This window comes from Bradyrhizobium sp. CCBAU 45394, assembly GCF_028128655.1.
Taxonomy (GTDB): domain Bacteria; phylum Pseudomonadota; class Alphaproteobacteria; order Rhizobiales; family Xanthobacteraceae; genus Bradyrhizobium; species Bradyrhizobium diazoefficiens.
Map to the genome: position 1 here is coordinate 279,522 of NZ_LBIX01000172.1, position 21,342 is coordinate 300,863.

Below are 21,342 nucleotides of genomic sequence, written 5' to 3' on the forward strand. Positions count from 1 at the left end.
CTCCCGTCAGTCGCTGGCGAGCTTGGAATCGTGGGAGACCTCGCTGCGGTCGCGATCGAGGAAATAGACCGCGACGTCATCGCCGGGCACGCCATAGGCGCTGCATACGCCGCGGGTCAGCGCGATGGCGGCGGCGCGGCGCTCGGCCTCGCTGCGGCGGAACGCGTGCACTTTGAGCAGGATGCGCTGGCCGGTGGCCTGCGCGCCGAACGTGCCGGCATGGGCGTAGTCATCGGGCGCAATGTTCAGGAAATAGAGCGTGACCGTATCAGCGGTGACGCCGAATGCCGACATCAGGCCGTCGGTCACGGACCTCGCCAGCGCGGCCTTGCGCTGGTTTGGGGCTTGCGGGGCGAGCACTTCGACATAGGGCATCGATCAGACCTTCGCGGATTTGGCCGCAGATGATTTGGATGAAGATGATTTGGACTTCGCGGATCTCGCAGGGGGCGGGGCATCGAACTGGCGGCAGGAGTCGCGCTTGATCAGCCGGGCGCCGACGCGATATTCGCGAACGCCGTTATTGCCGTTGCCCTTCGCATCCATGCGTTGCAGCAACCGGTCGACGGCGAGATTGGCGAGATCGCGCGCGCCGTTGTCGACGATGCTGATGGCGGGGCGATGCCATTCGAACCACGGCATGTCCTCGTAGCAGAGCAGCGAGAGGTCGTCGGGGATCGCGATGTTCCGCTCCGCCGTCACGCGCAGCACGCCGAGCGTTGCCTCGTGGTTGGCCACGAAGATCGCGCTCGGCGGGCGCGGGAGGTCCAGCAGCTTGCGGCAGCCCGTCGCACCGGTCTCGGGGACGAAATGGCCGGCATGAATCAATGTGTCGTCCCTGGCGATACCGGCCTCGCGTAGCGCGCGGACATAGCCGGACAGCCGCTCGCGGCCGGACGTCGTGTCCTGGCGGCCGACGATCAACCCGATGCGCTTGTGGCCGAGCTCGATCAGGTGGCGCGTGCCGAGATAGGCGCCCTGCGGATCGTCGGCGAGCACGGTCTCGAGATCGGTTGCGTCGTCGCGCCGCACCAGGCAGACGATCGGGACGTCCTTCGCCAACGCCTTGAGCTGCGGGCCGTTCTTGCCGGTGGGCACCACGATCAGCCCGTCGATGCGATGGTCGACCAGCGTGGTGAGGGTGTCGCTCTCCTGCTGCGGATCGTCGCCGCCGATGCACAGAAGCATCTGATAACCCAGCGCCTTCAGGCGCGCCTGCACCACTTCGGCCATCACCTGGAACGAGGCGTTGGTGAGGTTGTGAACCAGAAGCGCGACGAGCCGCGATTGTCCGGTCTTCAGTCCGCGCGCGATGGGGTTCGGCCGATAGCCTAGCTCACGCGCGATGCGCGTCAGGCGCTGCTGCGTGCGCTCGCTGGTCAAGCCGGTTCCAGTCAGTGCGCGCGAGGCGGTACTGACCGAAACGCGGGCCGCCTGTGCCACATCTTTGAGCGTGACGGTCATCAAACCTGCCGATAGACTGCAATCGATTGCAGAAACGCTATGAGCTTATTCCACGCGGATCAAGCTCAAAAAATGGATGGTGTTGCCCAATGCAGAGCCATTTATGCAAACGATTGCATAAGGCGTGCGGATATTCCGCAGGCGGCACCCATCGCCTGAATTCACCCGAGCACCCGGCAGTTCCCTGATGAAGACGTTCCGCGGCACCTACACCGTCATGATCACCCCGTTCACGGCAGCGGGCGAGGTCGATGTCGCAGCCTTGCGCGCCTTCGTCGACTGGCAGATCGCGGAAGGCATTCATGGGCTGATCCCGCTCGGCTCGACCGGCGAATTCCTGTCTCTCGACGACGACGAGAAGGCGCTGGTGGCGGAGGTCGTCATCGGCCAGGCCGCGGGGCGTGTGCCCGTGCTGATCGGCACCGGTGCTGAGGATACCCGCGAGGTCGTGCGCCTCAGCCGCCGTGCCGAAAAGCTGGGCGCCGACGGCGTCATGATCATTCCGCCGTTCTATTCGACGCCGACCGACGATGAGCTCGTCCATCACTACAAGACGGTGGCCGACGCGATCGCGCTGCCGATCATGGTCTACAACAACCCGGCGACCGCCAATGTCGATCTCAAGCCACAGCTCGTGGCGCGCATCGCCGAGATTGACAACTGTCTCTATATCAAGGAGTCGACGCTGGAGGTGACGCGGGTGCGCGACATCATCCGGCTCTGCGGCGACAGGATGACCGTGTTCGGCGGCATCCTCGGCTTCGAATCCTTCGTCGAGGGCGCGCAAGGCTGGGTCGCGGTGGCCTCCAATGTGGTGCCGTCCGAGATGGCGCGCATCTTCAGCCTCGTCGCAGACGAGGGCGCCATCAAGGAGGCGCGCGAGCTCTATCTGAAATATCTGCCGGTGATCGAGTTCGTCGGCGGCCAGGCCTATGTCGCCGGCAGCAAGGCGCTGCTCGGCCATATGGGCCTTGCGGTCGGCGGCCCGCGCCCGCCGCGACTGCCGTTGCCGGCCGCGCAGGACGCGGCCGCGCTGGCGCTGGTGAAGACGTTCGGTCTCGCGTGGCGCGGCGCGTCCATTGCAGCCGCTTAGACCTGGTGTGATCGATGAACCTGCTCGATGGCGTCAAAATCCTCAGCTTCAATCATTACCTCGCTGGCCCGCTGGCCGCGCAGACGCTCGCCGATCTCGGCGCCGACGTCATCGCGGTCGAGCCGATCGAGGGCGCGTTTCAGCGCAACTGGGCGGTGGCCAATCATTTCGTCGCGGGTGATAGCGTCAATCACCTGGCGACCGGGCGCAACAAGCGCAGTCTCGCGGTCGATCTCAAGCATCCCGACGGCATCGCCGCGGTGAAGAAGCTGGTCGCGACCGCCGACGTCGTGATGGAAAACTTCCGGCCGGGCACCATGGCCAAGCTCGGCCTCGGCTACGACACGCTCAAGGCGATCAACCCCGGCCTGATCTATGCGGTGGCGACCGGGTTCGGATCGGAAGGGCCCTACAAGGATCGTCCCGGCCAGGATCTGCTGCTTCAGGCGATGTCGGGCCTTGTGATGCGGACCGGACGTGCCGACGGCGAGCCGACCGCTGTCGGTGCGGTGATCGTCGATCAGCATGCGGCCTCGCTCTATGCCATGAGCATTCTCGCCGCACTGTTTGCCAGGACCAAGACGGGGACGGGGCAACTCGTCGAGGTCAACCTCTATCAGGCCGCCCTCGATCTCCAGGTCGAGCCGCTGACCGCCTGGCTCAATGGCGCGCCGTCGCCGACGCCACGCGGTCCGGCCGGAATTGCCGCCTGGTTCAGCCCCGGGCCTTACGGCATTCATGCGACGGCCGACGGCCATCTCGCGATCTCCATGGCGGCGCCCAAGGCGCTCGCGGCAGGGCTTGACTGCGAAGAGTTGAAGCGGTTCGGCGAGGCCGACAGTTTCTCGAAGCGCGAGGAGATCACGCGGATCGTCGCGACGCGTCTGAAGCAGAAGTCGACGGCCGATTGGCTGCCCTCGCTCGAGGCGGCGCGGATCTGGCACGCGCCGGTACAGGATTATCGCGACCTCGAGGCCGATCCCCAGCTCAAGCATCTCGGCGTGTTCAAGAGCGCCGAGAGTGCCGGCGGCGCGCAAATCCGGATGGTGGCGCATCCCGCTCGCTATGACGGCCGGACGCCGGAGGTGCGGCTGGTGCCGCAGCGGCTAGGTGCACAGACGCGCGAGGTGCTCGGCGAGATCGGCTACGGCGCTGCCGACATCGACGCGATGATCGCCGGCAAGGCGGTGGGAGTGGCGCGATGATCGACTTTTCAATCCCTGAGGATACGCGCCTGCTGGTCGATACCGTCCGCCGCTTCGTCGAGACGGAGGTGCAGCCGCTCGAAGACGTCGTGGAGCAGACGGCCAAGGTGCCGCCCGATGCGCTGGCGGTGACCAAGGCCAAGGCCCAGAAGCTCGGCCTGTATGCGATGAACATGCCGGCCGATGTCGGTGGTGGCGGGCTGTCCTGCGTCGAGCATTGTCTCGTCGAGGAGGAGTTCGGCAAGACCTCCGATGCGTTGATCCGCCGCGTGTTCGGCCAGGTCTATCCGATGCTGATGGCCTGCAAGGGCGATCAGGTCGAGCGTTATCTGCTGCCGACGGTGAAGGGCGACAAGATCTGCGCCATGGCGATCACCGAGCCGGGCGCCGGCTCCGACGCCGCCTCGATCAGCACGACCGCTCATCTCGACGGCGACCAGTGGGTGCTCAACGGCACCAAGCATTTCATCAGTGACGGCGACATCGCCGATTACGTGATCCTGATGGCGCTGACCGACAAGGAAAAGCGCGCGCGGGGCGGCATCACGCTGTTTCTGGTCGATCGTACCACACCCGGCTTCAAGGTCGCACGCACGCAGCCGATGATGGGCCACCGCGGCTATGGCCACGCTGAGCTGGCCTTCGAGGACTGCCGCATTCCGAAAGCGGCCGTGCTGGGCGAGGTTGGCGGCGGGTTCAAGCTGATCATGCAGAGCGTGCTCCAGATCCGTCTCGCCCATATCGGGGCGCGTGCCGTCGGCATGGCGCAGCGTGCGCTCGAGATGATGCGCAAGCATGCCGGCGAGCGGCGTCAGTTCGGCCAGCTCATCGGTGACTTCCAGATGGTGCAGAAACTGATCGCCGATTCCGCCACCGAGATCTTCGGCGTCAAGATGATGGTGATGAACGCCGCCTGGGACATCGATCAGGGCAAGGATGCGCGGGACAAGGTCTCGATGATCAAGGTCGCGGCCTCCGAGATGCAGGGCCGCGTCGTGGACCGCGCCATCCAGGTGTTCGGCGGCATGGGCTTCAGCAAGGACCTGCCGCTGGAGCGCATGTATCGCGACGCGCGCGTCACCCGCATCTATGACGGCACCTCCGAAATCCACCGCATGCTGGTCGCGCGCAGCACCATCAAGAATGGCTTGCAGCTCTAGGGAAACGACCGATGTCTCACGCACCTCTCAAGCCCGGCGCCGTCTTCGCCTTCCGCAAGACCATGACGGTCGCGGAGCAGGCGATGTTCACCGGCATCAGCGGCAATCTCGGCGGTCTCTATGTGGACGCCGTCCGCGCCAGGAAGGCCGGCGCCTCCAACATGGTCGCCTTCGAGCTCGCGGTCGGCGGCCTTGCCACGACCTGCCTCAGCCAGCTCGGCGGACCGACGCGGCGGATCGGCAGCATCGCGCTGAACTTCGCTGCGCCGGTGATTGTCGGCGAGTCCGTCGAGGCCAAGGCCGAGATCGTCTCGGTTGCCGGTGATGACGCGGTCTGCCGCGTCACCTGCACGCTGTCGCCCTCGGGGGCGACCGTGGTGGACGGCACCGCGACGCTGGTTCCGTTCGCGAAGGGCTGAGCCATGTACGAGTCGAAATCCTTCGACGATCTGAAGGTGAACGACAGGGTCAGCCTCAGCAAGACCATCACCGAGGCGGATGGTGCGCTCTATATTGCTGCGACCGGCGATTTCGGCCCTGTTCATGTCGACGAGGTCTACGCGGGCGCAACGCGCTTCGGCCGCAGGCTGGCGCCGGGGATCATGGTCGCGGGGCTCTGCACCAGCATCCTCACCAGCGAGCTGGTCGGCACGATCGGCGTCTCTGTCGAGGACCGGTTCTGGTTCACCGGCCCGGTGTTCTACGGCGACACGCTCACCTTCGACGTCTGGATCGCCGAGCAGCACGACGAGACCCGCACCATCATCTGGGAGGCGAGCGCCCGCAACGAGGGCGGCCTCGAAGTGCTGAAGGCGCGCGCGAGCCTGAAATTTCCTCGGCGGAAACCGTCATGAGCAAGCCGATGAAGAAACCTGACCTGCGCGGCGTCACGGTCGCGACCGTGCTGCCCTTCAAGGACGACAGCTCGATCGACTGGGACGGCTACGCCCGCGTGCTCGACTATTGCGCCTGTCCGGACGGAATCGCGGCCGTGTTCGTCAACGGACATGCCGGCGAGGGCGGGTCGCTCTCGGACGACGAGCGGCAGGCGGTGATCGAGCGGACGCGCAAGCACATCGGCGGCAAGCCGCTGCTTTCAGGCATCATCGCGCATTCCACCGCGGAAGCGATCCATCAGGCGCAGCTCGCGGAAGCTGCCGGCGCCGATTGCGCCGTGTTGTTCCCGCCGGCGCCGCTTGGTGGCGGTGCATCGGCGACCTCGCGCGCACCGGTGGCCTTCGTTCAGGCGGTCAGTTCCGCCATCGGCATTCCAGTGTCGATCTTCCAATATCCACTGGCGTCCGGATTTGGCTACTCACCGGAGACGCTGGCGAAGATCGCAGCGCTCGACGGCGTCATCGCCATCAAGGAGGGCAGCGACAGCATCTTCGCCTATGACGAGAACCGCCGGGCGGTGAAGCAGGCCGATCCCTCCGTCGCGATCCTGCCGTCGAACTTCAACTGGTTCCTGCCGCAGCTCGCCATCGGCGGCGACGGCATTCTCTCGGGCCTCGTCAGCCTCGCGCCGGATCTGTTCGTCGCGCTTTGGCAGGCGGCGCTCGCCGACGATCTCGCCGCGCTGCGCGCGGTCAACGAGCGGCTCTATCCAATCGTCCGCGCGATCTATGGCCCAGCGCCGATCATGGACATGCACACGCGCATGAAAGTCGGGCTCAAGGCGCTCGGCTTGATCGGTAACGCCGATCCGCGGCCGCCGCTGCTGCCGGTCGTTCCGGCGTTGTGCGACGCCATCGCAACGACGCTCGGTGCGGCGCGCGCGACCGGCGACATTCGTCTGGGGTGAGGGACGAACCCATGGCCGACGAAGCCTTCATTCACATCGTGCGGGTCGACATCGATCCCGAGCACGAGGCCGCGTTCGACGCCTGGTACGAGCAGAGGCATTTCCCCGATTTGCTCGCCTGTCCCGGCTGGCTGTCCGCAAAGCGCTTCGTCTCGATCGGCGACGGACCGAAATACGCGGCGATGTACGAAGTCGCGGGACGATGGGCGTTCGAAACGCCGGAGTTCCTGAAGGTGAAGGGCTTCGGTCCGTTCGAATCCCTGGTGAAGAACTTCATGCGAATCCAGCTCAAGCCGATGTCGGGACCGGCTTGAGGGGGCGAAGACGATGCTGCCTGTCGTGTCGTGAGATCCGGCCGGCCGCATCCAACAAACATTGAGGGGAATCCCGGGCGAGGGACTGCATCGGTCATTGGCGTCTTACTGGAGGTATCACATGCTCTCGACACTGCTTCGCCTGAGTGCGGCTGCCGCACTAGCTTTCGCATCCACGGCTGCGCATGCGGCCTGTACGCCTGGGATCACCGACGACAATCTGATTGCGCCCGGGAAGTTGCAGCTCTCGATCAATCCGACAAACCCGCCGCAGCAATTCGTCGACAAGGACGGCCAGTTGCAGGGCCTCAACGTGGAACTCGCCGCCGAGCTCGGCAAGCGGTTGTGTCTTCCGGTCGAACTCGTCCGGATGGATTTTCCGGCGATGATACCGGCCATGGCCGCGGGCCGCATCGACGGCATCGACACCGGCATGTTCTGGACCGAGGAACGTTCGAAGCTGATGTACATGGTGCCGTACGCCATTCAGGCGATTTCGGTCGTGGTTGCGCCCGACAGCGGCACAAAAATTGCTACCGAAAATGATCTGATCGGAAAAACATCCGCCGTCGAGGTCAGCACCTACCAGATGAATTGGCTCAAGAAGCTCAGCGATGCGAGCGTGGCGAAGGGCGGCGCAGCCGTCGAGATGCGGACCTTCCCCACCGCCACCAACGTCGTCAGCGCGCTGCTGGCCGGCCAGGTGGACAACGCGCTGCTCGTCGATAGCGTGGCGCGCGATCTCACCGGCCGCGGTCGCGTCAAGGAAGTGCTGAGCGGGCTCGGCACGGCGCGTACCACGCTCGGTTTCCGCAACAAGACGGTGGTCGATGCCGTCGTCAAGGCGCTGAACGCCATGCGTGCCGACGGCAGCTACCAGGCGCTGTTCGACAAGTTCGGCCTGACCAGCATGCCGGCCGATCAGCCGCTTGCGATCGCCGGCCCGGGTCCGGCCTGATACCTACGGAGACGAGCCGATGAGCCATTTCAGTCCGACGGCCGCCGTCAACTACTTCTTCAACTACTTCCTGATGAAGGGGGTGCTCGTCACCATCGGCCTGACGGTGGCGGCGGTCATCGGCGGATTGATCCTCGGCATGGGCATCGCGTTGATGCGCATGTCGTCCAACCCGGTGCTGTCGGGCGCGTCGCGCTTCTACATCTGGTTCTTCCGCGGCACGCCGCTGCTGATCCAGCTCGTGGTGATCTACAGCGGCTTGCCGCAGCTCGGGATCAAGTTCTCCGTGATCACCTGCGCGCTGGTCGGCCTGATCCTCAACGAGGCGGCCTACCTCGCCGAGATCGTGCGCAGCGGCTTCATGGCCGTTTCGGCGGGACAGCGCGAAGCCGCCTGGGCGCTCAGCCTGTCGCCCTGGGTGACGTTCCGCCGGGTGACCCTGCCGCAGGCGTTCCGGCTGATGATCCCGCCGCTCGGCAACTCCATCAACTCGCTCTTGAAGGCGACCTCGCTCGCCTCGGTGATCTCGGTCGAGGAGCTCATGCGCCGCAGCGACATGCTGATGCAGGAGCATTTCCAGATCCTTGAAGTCTATGCGGCGGCCACGGCCTATTACCTGATCCTCACCTCGGTCTGGGATGCGGTTCAACGCCGGCTGGAGAAGCACTTTGGTCGATCGAGCGCTGCGAAGTCGAGGCGCGTCGCGGCGAGGGCGCCGGTTACGCAGGCGAGCGTGGAGGCCCGGGCATGAGCGAGATATCGATGAATGCGGCTAGCAGCGTCGAAGGTGCAACGCAGCTCCGCGATGTGCCTGCGGTTCGCATGGAGGCCGTCTACAAGCACTATGGCGACTTCACCGCGTTGAACCAGGTCGACCTCAAGGTCGCCAAGGGCGAGAAGATCGTGGTCTGCGGTCCCTCAGGCTCGGGCAAATCGACGCTGATCCGCTGCATCAATCACATCGAGAAGCACGACGAGGGCCTGATCTACGTCAACGGCGTCGAGCTCGATCGCCAGCGCAAGAACATCGACGCGGTCAGGCGCGACACCGGCATGGTGTTCCAGAGTTTTAATCTGTTTCCGCACATGACCGTGCTGGAGAACTGCATCCTGGCCCCGATGACCGTGAACAGCATGAGCGAGGCAGAAGCCAAGGACCTCGCCATGCATTTCCTGACAAAAGTCCGGATTCCGGACCAGGCCGAAAAATTTCCCGGGCAGCTCTCGGGCGGCCAGCAGCAGCGCGTCGCGATCGCACGCGCGCTGTGCATGCGGCCGAAGATCATGCTGTTCGACGAGCCGACCTCCGCGCTGGACCCCGAGATGGTCAAGGAGGTGCTGGAGACCATGAAGAAGCTCGCGGAGGAGGGCATGACCATGCTGTGCGTGACCCACGAGATGGGCTTCGCCCGCGAGGTCGCCGACCGCATCGTGTTCATGAACGAGGGCAAGGTTGTGGAGCAGGCCGTACCGGAAGAGTTCTTCCAGCATCCGAAGTCCGAACGGGCGCGGACGTTCCTCGACCAGATCATTCACTAGCCGATGTCGAGCGGGATGCGGTCATTCAGCGATCGCCTTCGCGGCATTCATGCCGCCACGATCGTGCCGATGACGCCTGAGTTCGAGATCGATGAGACAAGTCTGGCGGCGCATCTCGCCGCGGTCGCGTCCACGCCGGGCATCAATGGGCTCCTGGTCAACGGCCATGCCGGTGAGAATTTTGTGCTGTCGCTCGCCGAAAAACAGCGCGTGGTGGAGCTGGCGCGCGAGTACGCACCGAAAGACTGCCTGATCGTCTCTGGCGCCAATCACGAATCGAGCCTGGAGGCCGCGCGCGAGGCGGCTGTGCTGGAGCGGGCGGGCGCGGACGGGCTTCTGGTGTTTCCTCCCAACAGCTGGGCGCTCGCACACGCCGATGATTGTGTCATCGCACATCACCGCCATATCCGCGATGCCACCACCGTGCCGCTGATGCTCTACGCCGCGCCGGTCGGTGCGGGTGCCATGGCTTATGCACCGCCGCTGCTGGAGCAACTGGTTGCCGACCCTCGCTTCGTTGCGATCAAGGAGGGCAGCTGGGAGGTCGCGACTTACGAACAGAATCTGCGACTGATCCACAAGCTGCGGGCGGAGTTCGTCGTGCTCGGCTCGGGAGATGAGCACCTGCTGACGAGCTATCTCGTCGGCTCGGCCGGCAGCCAGGTCAGCCTTGCCTGCGTCGTGCCGGAGCTTGTCGTCAGCCTCTGGAATGCGGCTGAAGCCGGTGATTGGGAGCAGGCGCGGGCCGCGCACGAGAAGCTCTATCCGCTTGCGGTCGCGATCTATCGCGATGCGCCGGGAGGACGCGCGACGGTGCGGCTCAAGGCCTGCCTGAAATTGCTTGGGCGTCTCGCATGCGACGCGGCACGGCCGCCGCAGCCGCGGGCAACTTCAAATGAGTTGCGGGCACTCGAGCAAGCGCTGCGGAGCGCCGGCGCGCTCTGAAGCCTGATGGCTTTTGGTTGACTCGATCTCGCGGCGGGATCGGTCACCTCTCCCGCTTGCGGGAGAGGTCGGCGCACTTGCGCCGGGTGAGGGTTCTATCCTCTTGGGGAATCCTACCGCGGAGACACCCTCTCCCGCAAACGGGAGAGGGAGCGTACCTGCCTCGCGGCTCGCAGTCAGACTTGACTTCATCATCTTCTAAGCCGCGAAGAACGGATTGGCCGGCCGCGCAAGGCCGAGGTGATCCCGCAGCGTCGTCCCCTCATAGTCCGCGCGGAACAGCCCGCGCTCCTGCAGGATGGGTACGACGAGCTCGACGAAATCCTCGAACCCTTCGTGGAAATAAGGCGGCATGACGTTGAAGCCGTCGGCGGCGTGCTGCTCGAACCATTGCTCGAGCGTGTCGGCGATGCGCTCGGCCGAGCCGCACAGCACCCAATGGCCGCGGGCGGCGGCGGTGAGGTTGTAGAGATCGCGCAGCGTCATGTTCTCGCGGCGGCCCTTGGCGAGCATGACGCTGGCGAAACTGTGATAGCTGTCGGACGGTGCGATGTCCGGGATCGGCCCGTCGAGATCGTAGGCCGACATGTCCCGGCCGAAGCGATCGGACAGGATCGCGAGCGCATTGCTGCCGCTGACAAAGCTCTGGAGCACGTTGAGCTTCTCGAACGCCTCCTTATCGGTGCGGCCGACGACGGGCATCACGCCCGGCAGCACCGTGACGTCGTCGGCCTTGCGGCCGAAGGCCGGCAGTCGCGTCTTCAGCGACGTGTAGCCGGCCTTGGCCTCCTCGATATCCTGCACCACCGAGAACACGATATCGGCGGTGCGCGCGGCGAGCGCCTGTCCGGCCTCGGAGCCGCCGGCCTGGAGCACAACGGGGCGACCTTGCGGGCTGCGGCCGATGTTGAGCGGGCCCTTCACCTTGAAGAACGCGCCGTCATGGTCGATCGGGCGGAGTTTTGCCGGATCGATGTAGAGGCCGCTGGCGCGGTCGGCGACGATGGCGTCATCCGCCCAGCCGTCCCACAGGCCCTTGACCACGTCGAGGAATTCGCCGGCCATCTCGTAGCGGCGGGCGTGGTCGGGATGCGTGGTGCCGAAATTCGCAGCGGTCGCCGGATTGGCCGTCGTCACCGCATTCCACGCCGCGCGGCCCCTGGAGATGTGGTCGAGCGAGGCGAACACGCGCGCGACCGAGAACGGATCACTGTAGGTGGTCGAGACGGTGGCGCCCAGCCCGATATGGCTGGTCGAAGTCGCGAGCGCAGCCAGCATCGTCAGCGGCTCGAGCCGCAGCGTGTAGGAGGGATGGGCGGCGGCATCGGCATAGAGATTGTCGCCCATGAAGATCAGGTCGAACTTGCCGCGCTCGGCGGTGCGGCCGATCTGCTGGATCGCCGCAAAGTCCTGGAAGCTGTCGACCGCGCCTGGATAGCGCCAGCCGGCGACGTGGCTGCCGGTTCCCAGGATAAACAGGCCGAGATGCATCTGTCGTTTCATGGCGTCATGTCCAGAACAGGATCTTGCGTTCGAGGAAACCGATCAGGCCGAAGAAGGCGAGGCTCGCCGCCGATGCGACGAAGATCGCCGCCCAGACCTGGACGAAGTCGATCTGGAGCACGGCCTGGTAGATCACCCAGCCGAGCCCGCCATGTGCGCCGAGCATCTCGGTGACGATCGCGACGATCACGCTGCGCACCGTCGAGACGCGCATGCCCGCGAGCAGCAGTGGCAGGGCAGTCGGCAGGCGCAGGCGCCACAGCACACCGAAGCGGCTTGCGCCAAAACTCTTCATGAGATCGACGGCGCGGCGGTCGACACGGTCGAGCCCGGCCAGCATCGAGAGCAGGATGGTGAAGCTCACCGCCATCGCCACCATCACGATCTTCGAGCTGACGCCGATGCCGAACCAGAGCAGGATCAGCGGCGAATAGCCGACCACGGGCACCGAATTGATCGCGGTGGCCAGCGGCAGGATCGCACTGCGAAGCGCCGGAACTAATGCGATTGCGACGGCGAGGCCGATACCGATCAGGCATCCGAGTCCGTAGCCGACCAGCGCTTCGAGCAGGGTGTAACCGGCAGCGTCGATGAGCGTCGCGCGCTTGGACCAGAGGCCGGCGAGGATGTCGGTGACGGCGGGCAGGACATAGGCCGGCAGATGCAGTCCGCGCGCTGCGCCTTCCCAGCACGCGACCAGGAGGACGGCGCCCAGGATGCCGCGCTGGACGGCGAGCGAAGGTGAGGCAAGCGCGCGGCTCATTGCTCGGCGCTCCAGAACACCAGCCGTCGCTCGGCCGCCGCGACCACGGCATAGAAACCGGTGCCGAGCAGCGCGGCGGCGAGCAGGGCGGCCCAGATCGCGACGACATTCTCGGTGAACATGGCCTGGAGCAGCAGCACGCCGAGCCCGGTGGTGTCGCCGAACCATTCGCCGACGATGGCCCCGACGAGGCTCAGCGATGCGGCGAGCCGCAGCGCGACGAAGATCTGCGGCAGTGCGGTTGGAAGCTGCAAGCGGAGCAGCAGCTGGCGGTTGGAGGCGCCAAAGCTGCGCATCAGGGCGATCTGCTTGGGATCGACGGTTTCGAGGCCCAGCAGCGTGTTCACCGTCACCGGAAAGAAGGTCAGATAGAACGCAATGATCGCCTTGGCGAGCAGCGTGTTGCCGAACCACAGCACCACGAGCGCCCCGAAGGCGATGACTGGAATGGTCTGCGACACCACGAAGATCGGAAACACCATCTCGCGCAGCGCGCGGACGCGGAAGAACACGACACCCATGAGCACGCCGAACGCGCCGCCGGAGGCAAAGCCGATCAGCGTCTCCGCCAGGGTGCGCAGGAAGCCATCGACATAGGCGCGAGGCGTCGCCGCGATCGCCATCAGGATCGTGCTGAGGCGCGGCAGGTAATAAGGCCGGATGCCGAACAGCTGCACCGAGCCTTCCCAGATCACCGCCGCAATCGCAAGGCCCAGCAGGAGCCGGACCAGCTTGCGCAGCGAAGCCGGCATCGCGATGCGCTGCGCAGCAACCCCGCTCTTGCCAAGCGATGCCGCCGAAGGGCTGCTCACGGCAGCCGGTCCGTCGCCGGGATGCTCTGGATGAAGCTGGCATCATACGCGGTAGCAAGATCGAGCGGCTTGGAGATGACGCCGTACTTCAGGAAGAAGTCGTGGGCGGTCTTGACCGCGTCGGCATCGATCCAGAACATGCCGTTCTTCGCCGCGGCGCCAGCGGTCATCAGGCGCTTTACCTCGGTGAGCATGAACTCCTGCTGCGCGCGGTCGAGCGTCGGAGCCGCGGCCATCACGGTATCGACGGCACCCCTGGGATCTGCGAAGGCGTCCTTCCAGCCTTTGAGAGAAGCGCGCAGGAACGCCTTGACCAGCTCAGGCTTCTCCTTGGCGGTCGCCTCGGCCACGATCAGCGTGTCGCGCGGGAAGGTGATGCCGTAGTCCTCGGCGACGAAGGTCTTCAGGCTGTCCTTCGGCATGCGCGACTGGATGGTGTAGAACTCGTTGTAATAGGTCGCGGTGACCACATCGACGCTGCCGTCGACGAAGGGTGTCACCGAAACCTGCTGCGGCTGGATCTTCAGCTCATCCGGCTTGATGCCTTCCTTGGCCAGCATGCCGTTCAGCACATGGTTGGCGCCGGTAAACCAGGTGGTGACGGTCTTGCCCTTGAAATCCTGGATCGTCTTCACCGGCCCGTCCTTGCGGGTGACGAAGATGAAGGGCGTGATCTGGTGCGACACGCCGATGCAGACGATCGGCAGTCCCTTGTCACGCGCCGCGAACACGCTGTCGGTGCCGCCGGAGAGGCCGAACGTGTCGGCGCCGGTCGCGACCAGGTTCTCGGTGAGCAGGTTGGGTCCGCCGGGATTGATGGTGAGGTCGATGCCCTCGGCCTTGTAGTAGCCCTTGGCCGCCGCAACGTAGAAGCCGGCGAACTGCGCCTGCGGCAGCCATTTCAAGCGCAGGCTCGCCTTCTGCAATTCGGCTGCGGGCGCGGCCGTGACAAGCGAGCCGGTCGCCAGTGCGATGGCGGAGAGGGCGGAGAAGGCGTGGCGTCGGCTCAACATGGTCAAACTCCAGGCGGTGAAATCAATTGCGGTAGGACGGATCGGTGCGGTCGAGCTGGCGCATCAGCGCCGGCCACTCGCGTTCGCCGGGCACGAGGATGTCGCCCTGCAATTCCCAGAACTGGCGCGCGGCTTTCTCGCAGACCTCGTGCGGCGGCATCACCAGCTTAGCGCCGGCTGCGGCCGCCGCCTGCATCTGGAGCTGGATCCGCGCGGCGCGTTCGAAATAATACAGCAGCATGAAGGCCTCGCCGGGCGTCCGGCCGACGGTGAGGATGCCGTGGTTGCGCATCAGCATCACCTTGTGCGGGCCGAGGTCGCGCACCAGGCGAACCTGCTCGTCGAGGTCGATGGCGACGCCTTCGTAGTCGTGGAAGGCCTGGCGGTCGTAGAAGCGCATCGCGAACTGGCTGAGCGGCAACAGGCCTTTCTCTTGTCCTGAGACGGCGACGCTCGCGTCGGAATGGGTGTGCAGCACGCAGGCCGCGTCGTGGTTCGCGGTGTGGATCGCGGCATGGATGACGAAGGCCGCGACGTTGACGCCATGCGGCGTTTCGTCGAGCTTGTTGCCCTTGGTGTCGATCTTCACCAGGCTGGATGCCGTGATCTCGTCGAACAGCAGGCCGTAGGGATTGATGAGGAACTGGTCCTCGTGGCCGGGCACGCGCAAGGAGATGTGGTTGTAGATCAGGTCGTCCATCTCGAGCTTGGCGACCATGCGATAGCAGGCCGCGAGCTTGACCCGGGCATCCCACTCGGCCGGTTCGATGCCGCGCGGTGCGGCTTGGGGCTCTCTCGCTGACATCGCGTTCACGGCGTCTTCTCCTGCGCGATGGAGGATTGGAACGACTTCATGCTTTCCTCCTCGATCGCATCGAGCAGCGTGCGCTTGAGGCGCACGAATTCGGGGGAGGTGACGATTTCGGGCCGGCGCGGGCGGGGCAGGTCGACGACCTGTTCGAGCTTCACCGAGCCGGGACGCGCGGTCATCACCAGCACGCGGTCGCCGAGGAAGATCGCCTCGTCGACGTCATGGGTGATGAAGAGAATGGTGCGGCGGTATTTCTGCCACACGTCGAGCAGCCAGCGCTGCATCATCGCCCGCGTCAGCGCATCGAGCGCGCCGAACGGCTCGTCCAGCAGCATCAGGTCGCGTTCGAACAGGAAGGTGCGCATCAGGGCGACGCGCTGGCGCATGCCGCCGGACAATTGGTTGGGATATTGCTTCTCGAAGCCGGCGAGCCCGAACTCGGGCAGCATCTTCAGCGCCTTGGCGCGCGCCTGCTCGCGCGGCATGCCCTCGACCTCGAGCGCGAGGATGGCGTTGTCGACGACATTGCGCCAGGGAAACAGCAAATCGCGCTGCGGCATGAAGGAGACGCGGCCGAGCAGGTCGGCGGCGTGGCAGCTCTTGCCCTCGAAGCGCAGGATGCCGCCGGCGTCGGGCTCTTCCAGGCCGGCGACAATATTAAAGAGGGTGCTCTTGCCGCAGCCGCTTGGGCCAACGACGGTGACGAACTCGCCGGGGGCGACGCTCGCCTGAAGTCCGGACAGTGCCGCAACGGAGCCGAAGGTCTTGTCGATCGCGCGCAGCTCGAGCAGCGGCCCAGGCTTCGGGTGAGCCTGAGGGGCCTCGATGGTCGGTCCGGGATCGGGGAGGCGGGCAGCCTGCACCGGGATGTCCTTGTATAATGGCGGCGGCCATTCGCATACGAAAGCGGACCGCGTCGAAATCTCTTAGCAACTCGTGTGCCAGTGCGATTTCGCGGCAAATCAGGCATAAGATTTGCGAGTTGGCAGGTGGATATCCCGGAGATGCGCGCGTCTCCGCCAGAAAATCGGCCGGTTCACTGGAAGATTGGTGCCATTTTGTATACGTATATAGATATCGGAGAAACATGATGGCGGATATTGGTGCACATGCCGGAGGCAGGCGCGTGAAAAATGGGCACGAAACCCTGGCGGCAGGCCCCGGCATGACGCTCGCCGAGAGCCTGCGCCAGAAGCTCGAAGGGGCGATCGCGGCGGGGCATCTCGAGCCGGGCAGCCGGCTCGACGAGCAGGAGATCGCCCAGCGCTTCGGCGTCTCGCGCACGCCGGTGCGGGAGGCATTCCGTCTGATGGCCGCCAACAATCTGGTCGAACTGCGCGGCCGGCAAGGGGCGACGGTCCGCAGCATCAAGGCGCAGGCGCTGATCGAGATGTTCCAGGTCATGGCGGAGCTGGAAGGGCTCTGCGCGCGGCTCGCCGCGCGGCGCGTCTCCCAGGCCTGGGGGACTGAAATTGGCGAGATTCACCAGCGGCTTGTGGCGGCAGGTGAAACCGGCGACATCGATGTCTTCTACGACATCAACCAGGAATTTCACGAGGCGATCTATGAGGCCTCGCGCAACGCCTTCCTGGCCGAGCAGACCCGCAAGCTGCGCAACCAGGTGGCGGCGTATCGCCGCCGGGTGACGCGCATGCCGAACCGGATTGCCGACACCGTTCGCGAGCATGAGGCGATCATGCAGGCGATCCTGGCCCACGATCCCGAGCGGGCGCACAGCGCCATGCGGGACCACGTCAACCTGCTCGGCGACAACCTTCTGGACTTCCTCGCCGCCTTCGAATGACCCCTCGGGTCGCTTGGTATGCAAATTGCTAGACCTTGTATATCTAGTTTGCATCCTGGAGACCCGGAGTGGACCTGAAGCTGACGAACAAGACCGCCCTGATCACCGGCGCGTCGAAAGGAATTGGACTTGCGGTGGCCGAGCTCTTCGCCGCGGAGGGCTGTCACCTGCATCTGGCCGCCCGCAATGGCGAGGCGATGCTCCAGGCCAAGCGTGATCTGGAAGCCCGCTTTGGCGTGAAGATCACCATCCACGCGCTCGACCTGTCGAGCACGGCCGCGATGGAGAAGCTCGCGGCCGAGGTCGGCGACATCGACATCCTCGTCAACAATGCCGGCGACATCCCGGCCGGCTCGCTGGAAATCCTCGATGATGCCGCCTGGCGGCGCGGCTTCGATCTCAAGGTGTTCGGCTACATCACGCTGTCGCGTCTTTATTATCCGCGCATGAAGGGCAAGGACGGCGTCATCATCAACATCATCGGCAATTCCGGTGAGAACTGGGACGCGAGCTACATCGCCGGCTCGACCGGCAACGCGGCGCTGATGTCCTTCACCAAGGCGCTCGGCGGCCGCAGCCTCGATCACGGCGTGCGCGTCGTCGCGGTCAATCCGGGGCCGGTTGCCACCGACCGCATGCTCAAGATCATGAAGCGCAAGGCGATCGACATGCTAGGCGACGAAAGCCGCTGGGAGGAGCTGTTCGACAAATATCCCGGCAAGCGCCCCGCGACGTCGGAGGAGGTCGCCGATCTCGTCGCCTTCCTGTCCTCGCCAAGGTCCGGCTACATCACTGGCACCGTGGTGACGATCGACGGCGGCATCGCCGCACGCGGCTCGGTGATCTGAGGCCTCGATGTCGAAGCCTCAATCCGCGGCACTGCTCCGCAACCGCTATTTCGATGAGCTCTCGGCGACGCCCGGGCTCTACTGGCTCGGGCAGAACACCAACCATATCGAGAGCCACCCCGCCGTGCGCGAGGCGATGCTGCGCTCGATCGAGGCTGGCGAGTTCAATGCCTATGCCCCGCCGCTCGGCTTCGAGGCGCTGCGTGCCGCGATCGTCGCCGACCTCGGTGTGCCCGGCGCGGAAGCGCTGGTGACCGAGGGCGGCGTCAACGCGCTGGCGATGATCTGTCGCGCGCGCTGCAAGCCCGGCACGACGCTGGTGACGACCGATCCGACCTGGAAATGGCCGTGCCTGTTCGCGCGCCAGCAGGGCGCCGAGGTGATCGAGATTCCGATCTACGATCCGGCCTGCAACTACCGCCTGACGCCCGAGGCGTTGAAGGCGAATGTCGATGAGCGCACGGCGATCATTTATCTCGTCGATCCCAACAATCCGCTCGGCATTCGCTACACCCGCGAGGAGATCGAGAGCTTCGCGGCGATTGCGCGCGATTGCGGCGCGCTGCTGGTGCACGACTGCACCTACCGCGATTTCGCCGACGGCCACACCCCGGCGCTCCACGTGGCGCCGCAAGGCTCGGTGGTCTCGACCAGCTTTTCGAAATGGCTCGGGCTTGCCGGCCTGCGGATCGGCGCTCTGGTCGCAGCGCCCGACCTGTTCGAGGAACTGGCGCTGACATCCACGAGCGTGCTTGGTGCGAGCGTCATCGCCCAGCGTGCGGCGCAGGCGGGACTTTCCGTCAAGGCCGAATGGATGAAGAAGGTCCGCAGCACCGACCGGGCCAACAAGGCGATGATCCAGGAGGCGGCGGCCGCGATCGAAGGGCTGGCGCTGCCGATCATGCCCTCGCACGGAAACTTTCTGGTGCTGGAGACCATCGCAGCGGGCATCCGTCCCGAGGCGCTGGTCGAGTGCTATCGCCGCCAGGGCATCATGATCCGCCAGGGCACGTATCATACGCAGCGCTTCGGCGACCGCTTCGTCAAGATCAGCACCTCCGTGCCGCAGGCGTGGGTCGAAAAGCTCTGCACGCTGCTGCCGGACATGGTTGCGCAGGCGCGCACGCTCAACGACCTGCCGCCGCAATTCTAGGGAATATGTCGATGACGATGATCACCACCAAAGACGGTGTGAAGCTCCATGTGGAAGAGGCGGGCGCGGGCACGCCGATCCTCTTCATCCATGAATTCGGCGGCAATCACGAAAGCTGGGAGCCGCAGCTGCGCTATTTCAGCCGGCGCCATCGCTGCATCACTTACGCCGCACGTGGCTATCCGCCGTCGGATGTGCCCGACAGCGTGGAGGCCTATTCGCAGGCGATCGCCGCTGACGATGCGGTCGCCGTGCTCGACGCGCTCCGAATCGAGAAGGCGCACATCGTCGGCCTGTCGATGGGCGGCTTCTGTACGGTGCATTTCGGCCTGCGCACGCCGGAGCGTGCCTTGTCGCTCACGGTGGCCGGCGCCGGCTATGGCTGCGAGAAGGAGTTCGAAGAATATTTTCGCGGCGTCTCGCTCGAAGTTGCCGACAATTTCGAGAAGCAGGGCGCCAAGGAATTTTCGAAGATCTACGCGCTCGGCGCGAGCCGGGTGCAGTTCCAGAACAAGGATCCGCGCGGCTGGAAGGAATTCGCCGATCGCCTTGCCACCCATTCCGACCGCGGCGCCGCCAACACCATGCGCGGGGTCCAGGCACGGCGGCCGTCCTTCTACGATCTCGAAGACGGCCTGAAGAAGATGATGGTGCCGACGCTGGTCGTCGTCGGTGACGAGGACGATCATTGTCTCCAGCCCGGCATCTTCCTGAAGAAGACCATTCCGGCCTGCGGTCTCTCGGTCTTCCCCAAGACCGGCCACACGCTCAATCTCGAGGAGCCGGCGGCGTTCAACGCGCTGCTTGCCGAGTTCATCGCCCAGGTCGAGGCCGGGCGCTGGCTGCCGCGCGATCCGCGCGCGCTGCCGGGCCAGATCATGCGCACGAAGTAGGTCGATGGGATCGAGCACCTTGATCAACGCCGATCGGCTCTGGACGCGCCTGATGGCGCTCGCCGAGATCGGCGCGACGCCCGCCGGCGGGGTGAACCGTCAGGCACTGAGTGACGGCGAGATTGCCGCCTGGCGCCGTGCTATCGGCTGGGCGCGCGAGGCGAGCTTGACGCCGTCGACGGATGCCGCGGGAAACCTGTTCCTGACGCTGGCCGGGCGCGATCGCGCCGCGTCGCCGGTTCTGCTCGGCAGTCATCTCGACAGCCAGCCGACCGGCGGGAAATTCGACGGCGCGGCCGGTGTCATGGCGGCGTTAGAGGCGGCGGTCTCGCTCGCCGAGCAAAGTGACAGGCTGGCACGCGATGTCATCGTCGTCGCCTGGATGAACGAGGAAGGCTCGCGCTTCGCCCCGGGCATGATGGGTTCGGAGGCCTTTACCGGCGAACGCAACATGGATGCGATCCGCGCCGCGCGCGATGCCGACGGCATCAGCGTCGGCGAAGCGCTCGACCGCCTCCACCAGGCTTTCCCTGATGTGCCGCGCAGGCCACTCGGCTTCGCGGCCGGAGCGTATCTCGAATTGCACATCGAGCAGGGACCATTGCTCGAGGCAGCCGACTGCGCGATTGGGGTCGTCACGGGCATCCAGGGCAAGAAGACGTTTCAGGTGGTGGTCGAGGGCGCCGAAGGACACGCCGGCACGCTGGCGCAGCAGGAGAGGCGGGATGCGCTCGCGGCCTTTGCCCGGATGGCGTCGGCGCTCCATGGCGAGATCGGCGCGGTCGATGCCGACATCAAGTTCACCATCGGCCGTGTTGCCGTGGTTCCGAACGCGCCGTCGGTGGTGCCTTCGCGCGTCAGCTTCAGCATCGATCTGCGTCATCCTGATAATGCGGTGCTCGATGCCGCGGGCGCGCGCATCGCGGCTCTTTGCCAGCAGAACGCCGCACCGTGCGCGGTCACGGTGACACCGCTCGTCGATGCGCCGTCAAACGCCTTCGATCCGTGCCTGCGGGCGAGCATTGCGGAAGCCGCGCGCGCGCAGGGGCTTTCCGCCATGGAGATCCTCTCCGCCGCCGGTCACGACGCCCGCCATCTTGCCAAGATCTGTCCCGCCGCGATGATCTTCATCCCGTGCCGCGACGGCGCAAGCCATGTCGAGCACGAATGGGCTGAGCCCGATCATGTTGCCGCCGGCGCCTCCGTGCTGGCCCAGGTGCTGCGCGAGCTGGCGTTTGCGCCTGGCATTGCGGTGTGAGG

General features: G+C 65.5%; 24 protein-coding genes. 16 read left to right on the plus strand and 8 right to left on the minus strand.

Going from position 1 to position 21,342, the window contains the following annotated elements:
* Positions 1 to 6 precede the first annotated feature (6 nt).
* Complete coding sequence (locus WN73_RS30880; protein ID WP_028172100.1) at positions 7 to 375, minus strand: tautomerase family protein; 369 nt, start codon at positions 373 to 375, stop codon at positions 7 to 9.
* A gap of 3 nt (positions 376 to 378) precedes the next feature.
* On the minus strand, positions 379 to 1,464 hold the full coding sequence (locus tag WN73_RS30885) for a LacI family DNA-binding transcriptional regulator (RefSeq protein WP_271556014.1): 1,086 nt from the start codon (positions 1,462 to 1,464) through the stop codon (positions 379 to 381).
* A gap of 184 nt (positions 1,465 to 1,648) precedes the next feature.
* Here WN73_RS30885 and dapA point away from each other — a divergent pair, with 184 nt between their 5' ends.
* The 11 genes from dapA to WN73_RS30940 all read left to right on the plus strand — a co-directional run bounded on the left by dapA (position 1,649) and on the right by WN73_RS30940 (position 10,482).
* Complete coding sequence (gene dapA, locus WN73_RS30890; protein WP_271556134.1) at positions 1,649 to 2,557, plus strand: 4-hydroxy-tetrahydrodipicolinate synthase; 909 nt, start codon at positions 1,649 to 1,651, stop codon at positions 2,555 to 2,557.
* 14 nt (positions 2,558 to 2,571) lie between these two features.
* Entirely contained in the window at positions 2,572 to 3,762 is a 1,191-nt protein-coding gene (locus WN73_RS30895) for a CaiB/BaiF CoA transferase family protein (protein WP_271556016.1), read from the plus strand.
* A complete protein-coding gene (locus WN73_RS30900) occupies positions 3,759 to 4,922 on the plus strand; it encodes an acyl-CoA dehydrogenase family protein (RefSeq protein ID WP_271556018.1) in 1,164 nt (387 codons plus the stop codon). Before WN73_RS30895 ends, WN73_RS30900 begins: the two co-directional genes overlap by 4 nt.
* Positions 4,923 to 4,933: 11 nt before the next feature.
* Entirely contained in the window at positions 4,934 to 5,341 is a 408-nt protein-coding gene (locus WN73_RS30905) for a MaoC/PaaZ C-terminal domain-containing protein (RefSeq protein WP_028172095.1), read from the plus strand.
* A 3-nt stretch (positions 5,342 to 5,344) separates the two neighbouring features.
* Positions 5,345 to 5,776 (plus strand): MaoC family dehydratase, encoded by a 432-nt coding sequence (locus tag WN73_RS30910; protein ID WP_130371403.1) that lies wholly within the window; start codon positions 5,345 to 5,347, stop codon positions 5,774 to 5,776.
* Entirely contained in the window at positions 5,773 to 6,726 is a 954-nt protein-coding gene (locus tag WN73_RS30915) for a dihydrodipicolinate synthase family protein (protein ID WP_271556023.1), read from the plus strand. The genes WN73_RS30910 and WN73_RS30915 overlap by 4 nt, the downstream gene beginning before the upstream one ends.
* Before the next feature lie 11 nt (positions 6,727 to 6,737).
* Positions 6,738 to 7,040: a DUF4286 family protein gene (locus WN73_RS30920; protein WP_271556025.1), complete on the plus strand. Its 303-nt coding sequence runs from the start codon at positions 6,738 to 6,740 to the stop codon at positions 7,038 to 7,040.
* A gap of 121 nt (positions 7,041 to 7,161) precedes the next feature.
* Complete coding sequence (locus tag WN73_RS30925; RefSeq protein ID WP_271556027.1) at positions 7,162 to 7,998, plus strand: ABC transporter substrate-binding protein; 837 nt, start codon at positions 7,162 to 7,164, stop codon at positions 7,996 to 7,998.
* A gap of 19 nt (positions 7,999 to 8,017) precedes the next feature.
* On the plus strand, positions 8,018 to 8,749 hold the full coding sequence (locus tag WN73_RS30930) for an amino acid ABC transporter permease (RefSeq protein WP_271556028.1): 732 nt from the start codon (positions 8,018 to 8,020) through the stop codon (positions 8,747 to 8,749).
* Positions 8,746 to 9,537, plus strand: coding sequence for an amino acid ABC transporter ATP-binding protein (locus WN73_RS30935; protein WP_271556029.1), 792 nt, complete (start codon positions 8,746 to 8,748; stop codon positions 9,535 to 9,537). Before WN73_RS30930 ends, WN73_RS30935 begins: the two co-directional genes overlap by 4 nt.
* A 15-nt stretch (positions 9,538 to 9,552) precedes the next feature.
* Positions 9,553 to 10,482: a dihydrodipicolinate synthase family protein gene (locus WN73_RS30940; RefSeq protein ID WP_271556030.1), complete on the plus strand. Its 930-nt coding sequence runs from the start codon at positions 9,553 to 9,555 to the stop codon at positions 10,480 to 10,482.
* A gap of 198 nt (positions 10,483 to 10,680) precedes the next feature.
* Here the strand turns inward: WN73_RS30940 and WN73_RS30945 are convergent, their stop codons facing one another.
* Genes WN73_RS30945 through WN73_RS30970 form a run of 6 tightly spaced genes read right to left on the minus strand, consistent with a single transcriptional unit; the run spans position 10,681 to position 16,247 of the window.
* Positions 10,681 to 11,985 carry an LLM class flavin-dependent oxidoreductase gene (locus WN73_RS30945; protein WP_271556031.1) on the minus strand — a complete coding sequence of 435 codons (1,305 nt, stop codon included), beginning with the start codon at positions 11,983 to 11,985 and terminating at the stop codon, positions 10,681 to 10,683.
* Positions 11,986 to 11,989: 4 nt separating this feature from the next.
* Positions 11,990 to 12,748: an ABC transporter permease gene (locus WN73_RS30950; protein WP_271556032.1), complete on the minus strand. Its 759-nt coding sequence runs from the start codon at positions 12,746 to 12,748 to the stop codon at positions 11,990 to 11,992.
* Complete coding sequence (locus WN73_RS30955) at positions 12,745 to 13,560, minus strand: ABC transporter permease (protein WP_271556034.1); 816 nt, start codon at positions 13,558 to 13,560, stop codon at positions 12,745 to 12,747. Before WN73_RS30955 ends, WN73_RS30950 begins: the two co-directional genes overlap by 4 nt.
* A complete protein-coding gene (locus WN73_RS30960; RefSeq protein WP_271556036.1) occupies positions 13,557 to 14,573 on the minus strand; it encodes an ABC transporter substrate-binding protein in 1,017 nt (338 codons plus the stop codon). The genes WN73_RS30955 and WN73_RS30960 overlap by 4 nt, the downstream gene beginning before the upstream one ends.
* Before the next feature lie 22 nt (positions 14,574 to 14,595).
* Positions 14,596 to 15,387 (minus strand): class II aldolase/adducin family protein, encoded by a 792-nt coding sequence (locus WN73_RS30965; RefSeq protein ID WP_271556038.1) that lies wholly within the window; start codon positions 15,385 to 15,387, stop codon positions 14,596 to 14,598.
* The gene (locus WN73_RS30970; protein ID WP_028172083.1) at positions 15,384 to 16,247 is read right to left on the minus strand and encodes an ABC transporter ATP-binding protein; all 864 of its coding nucleotides are present in this window, start codon (positions 16,245 to 16,247) and stop codon (positions 15,384 to 15,386) included. The genes WN73_RS30965 and WN73_RS30970 overlap by 4 nt, the downstream gene beginning before the upstream one ends.
* Before the next feature lie 17 nt (positions 16,248 to 16,264).
* Here WN73_RS30970 and WN73_RS30975 point away from each other — a divergent pair, with 17 nt between their 5' ends.
* From WN73_RS30975 to WN73_RS30995, 5 genes are all read left to right on the plus strand, one after another.
* Positions 16,265 to 17,188: a GntR family transcriptional regulator gene (locus tag WN73_RS30975; protein WP_028172082.1), complete on the plus strand. Its 924-nt coding sequence runs from the start codon at positions 16,265 to 16,267 to the stop codon at positions 17,186 to 17,188.
* A 68-nt stretch (positions 17,189 to 17,256) separates the two neighbouring features.
* Positions 17,257 to 18,036 (plus strand): SDR family oxidoreductase, encoded by a 780-nt coding sequence (locus WN73_RS30980; RefSeq protein WP_011086104.1) that lies wholly within the window; start codon positions 17,257 to 17,259, stop codon positions 18,034 to 18,036.
* Between the two features lie 7 nt (positions 18,037 to 18,043).
* Complete coding sequence (locus WN73_RS30985; protein WP_028172081.1) at positions 18,044 to 19,189, plus strand: pyridoxal phosphate-dependent aminotransferase; 1,146 nt, start codon at positions 18,044 to 18,046, stop codon at positions 19,187 to 19,189.
* 11 nt (positions 19,190 to 19,200) lie between these two features.
* The gene (locus tag WN73_RS30990; protein WP_028172080.1) at positions 19,201 to 20,082 is read left to right on the plus strand and encodes an alpha/beta fold hydrolase; all 882 of its coding nucleotides are present in this window, start codon (positions 19,201 to 19,203) and stop codon (positions 20,080 to 20,082) included.
* Positions 20,083 to 20,086: 4 nt separating this feature from the next.
* Positions 20,087 to 21,340 carry a Zn-dependent hydrolase gene (locus WN73_RS30995; RefSeq protein ID WP_271556043.1) on the plus strand — a complete coding sequence of 418 codons (1,254 nt, stop codon included), beginning with the start codon at positions 20,087 to 20,089 and terminating at the stop codon, positions 21,338 to 21,340.
* Positions 21,341 to 21,342 lie beyond the last annotated feature (2 nt).

Coding starts and splice junctions, on each gene's coding strand:
- WN73_RS30885 (WP_271556014.1), bottom strand. CDS start 1,464: ATGACCGTCACGCTCAAAGATGTGGCACAGGCGGCCCGCGTTTCGGTC.
- WN73_RS30930 (WP_271556028.1), top strand. CDS start 8,018: ATGAGCCATTTCAGTCCGACGGCCGCCGTCAACTACTTCTTCAACTAC.
- WN73_RS30920 (WP_271556025.1), top strand. CDS start 6,738: ATGGCCGACGAAGCCTTCATTCACATCGTGCGGGTCGACATCGATCCC.
- WN73_RS30935 (WP_271556029.1), top strand. CDS start 8,746: ATGAGCGAGATATCGATGAATGCGGCTAGCAGCGTCGAAGGTGCAACG.
- WN73_RS30945 (WP_271556031.1), bottom strand. CDS start 11,985: ATGAAACGACAGATGCATCTCGGCCTGTTTATCCTGGGAACCGGCAGC.
- WN73_RS30950 (WP_271556032.1), bottom strand. CDS start 12,748: ATGAGCCGCGCGCTTGCCTCACCTTCGCTCGCCGTCCAGCGCGGCATC.
- WN73_RS30940 (WP_271556030.1), top strand. CDS start 9,553: ATGCGGTCATTCAGCGATCGCCTTCGCGGCATTCATGCCGCCACGATC.
- WN73_RS30900 (WP_271556018.1), top strand. CDS start 3,759: ATGATCGACTTTTCAATCCCTGAGGATACGCGCCTGCTGGTCGATACC.
- WN73_RS30905 (WP_028172095.1), top strand. CDS start 4,934: ATGTCTCACGCACCTCTCAAGCCCGGCGCCGTCTTCGCCTTCCGCAAG.
- WN73_RS30915 (WP_271556023.1), top strand. CDS start 5,773: ATGAGCAAGCCGATGAAGAAACCTGACCTGCGCGGCGTCACGGTCGCG.
- WN73_RS30880 (WP_028172100.1), bottom strand. CDS start 375: ATGCCCTATGTCGAAGTGCTCGCCCCGCAAGCCCCAAACCAGCGCAAG.
- WN73_RS30990 (WP_028172080.1), top strand. CDS start 19,201: ATGACGATGATCACCACCAAAGACGGTGTGAAGCTCCATGTGGAAGAG.
- WN73_RS30895 (WP_271556016.1), top strand. CDS start 2,572: ATGAACCTGCTCGATGGCGTCAAAATCCTCAGCTTCAATCATTACCTC.
- WN73_RS30975 (WP_028172082.1), top strand. CDS start 16,265: ATGGCGGCGGCCATTCGCATACGAAAGCGGACCGCGTCGAAATCTCTT.
- WN73_RS30995 (WP_271556043.1), top strand. CDS start 20,087: ATGGGATCGAGCACCTTGATCAACGCCGATCGGCTCTGGACGCGCCTG.
- WN73_RS30960 (WP_271556036.1), bottom strand. CDS start 14,573: ATGTTGAGCCGACGCCACGCCTTCTCCGCCCTCTCCGCCATCGCACTG.
- WN73_RS30925 (WP_271556027.1), top strand. CDS start 7,162: ATGCTCTCGACACTGCTTCGCCTGAGTGCGGCTGCCGCACTAGCTTTC.
- WN73_RS30985 (WP_028172081.1), top strand. CDS start 18,044: ATGTCGAAGCCTCAATCCGCGGCACTGCTCCGCAACCGCTATTTCGAT.
- WN73_RS30910 (WP_130371403.1), top strand. CDS start 5,345: ATGTACGAGTCGAAATCCTTCGACGATCTGAAGGTGAACGACAGGGTC.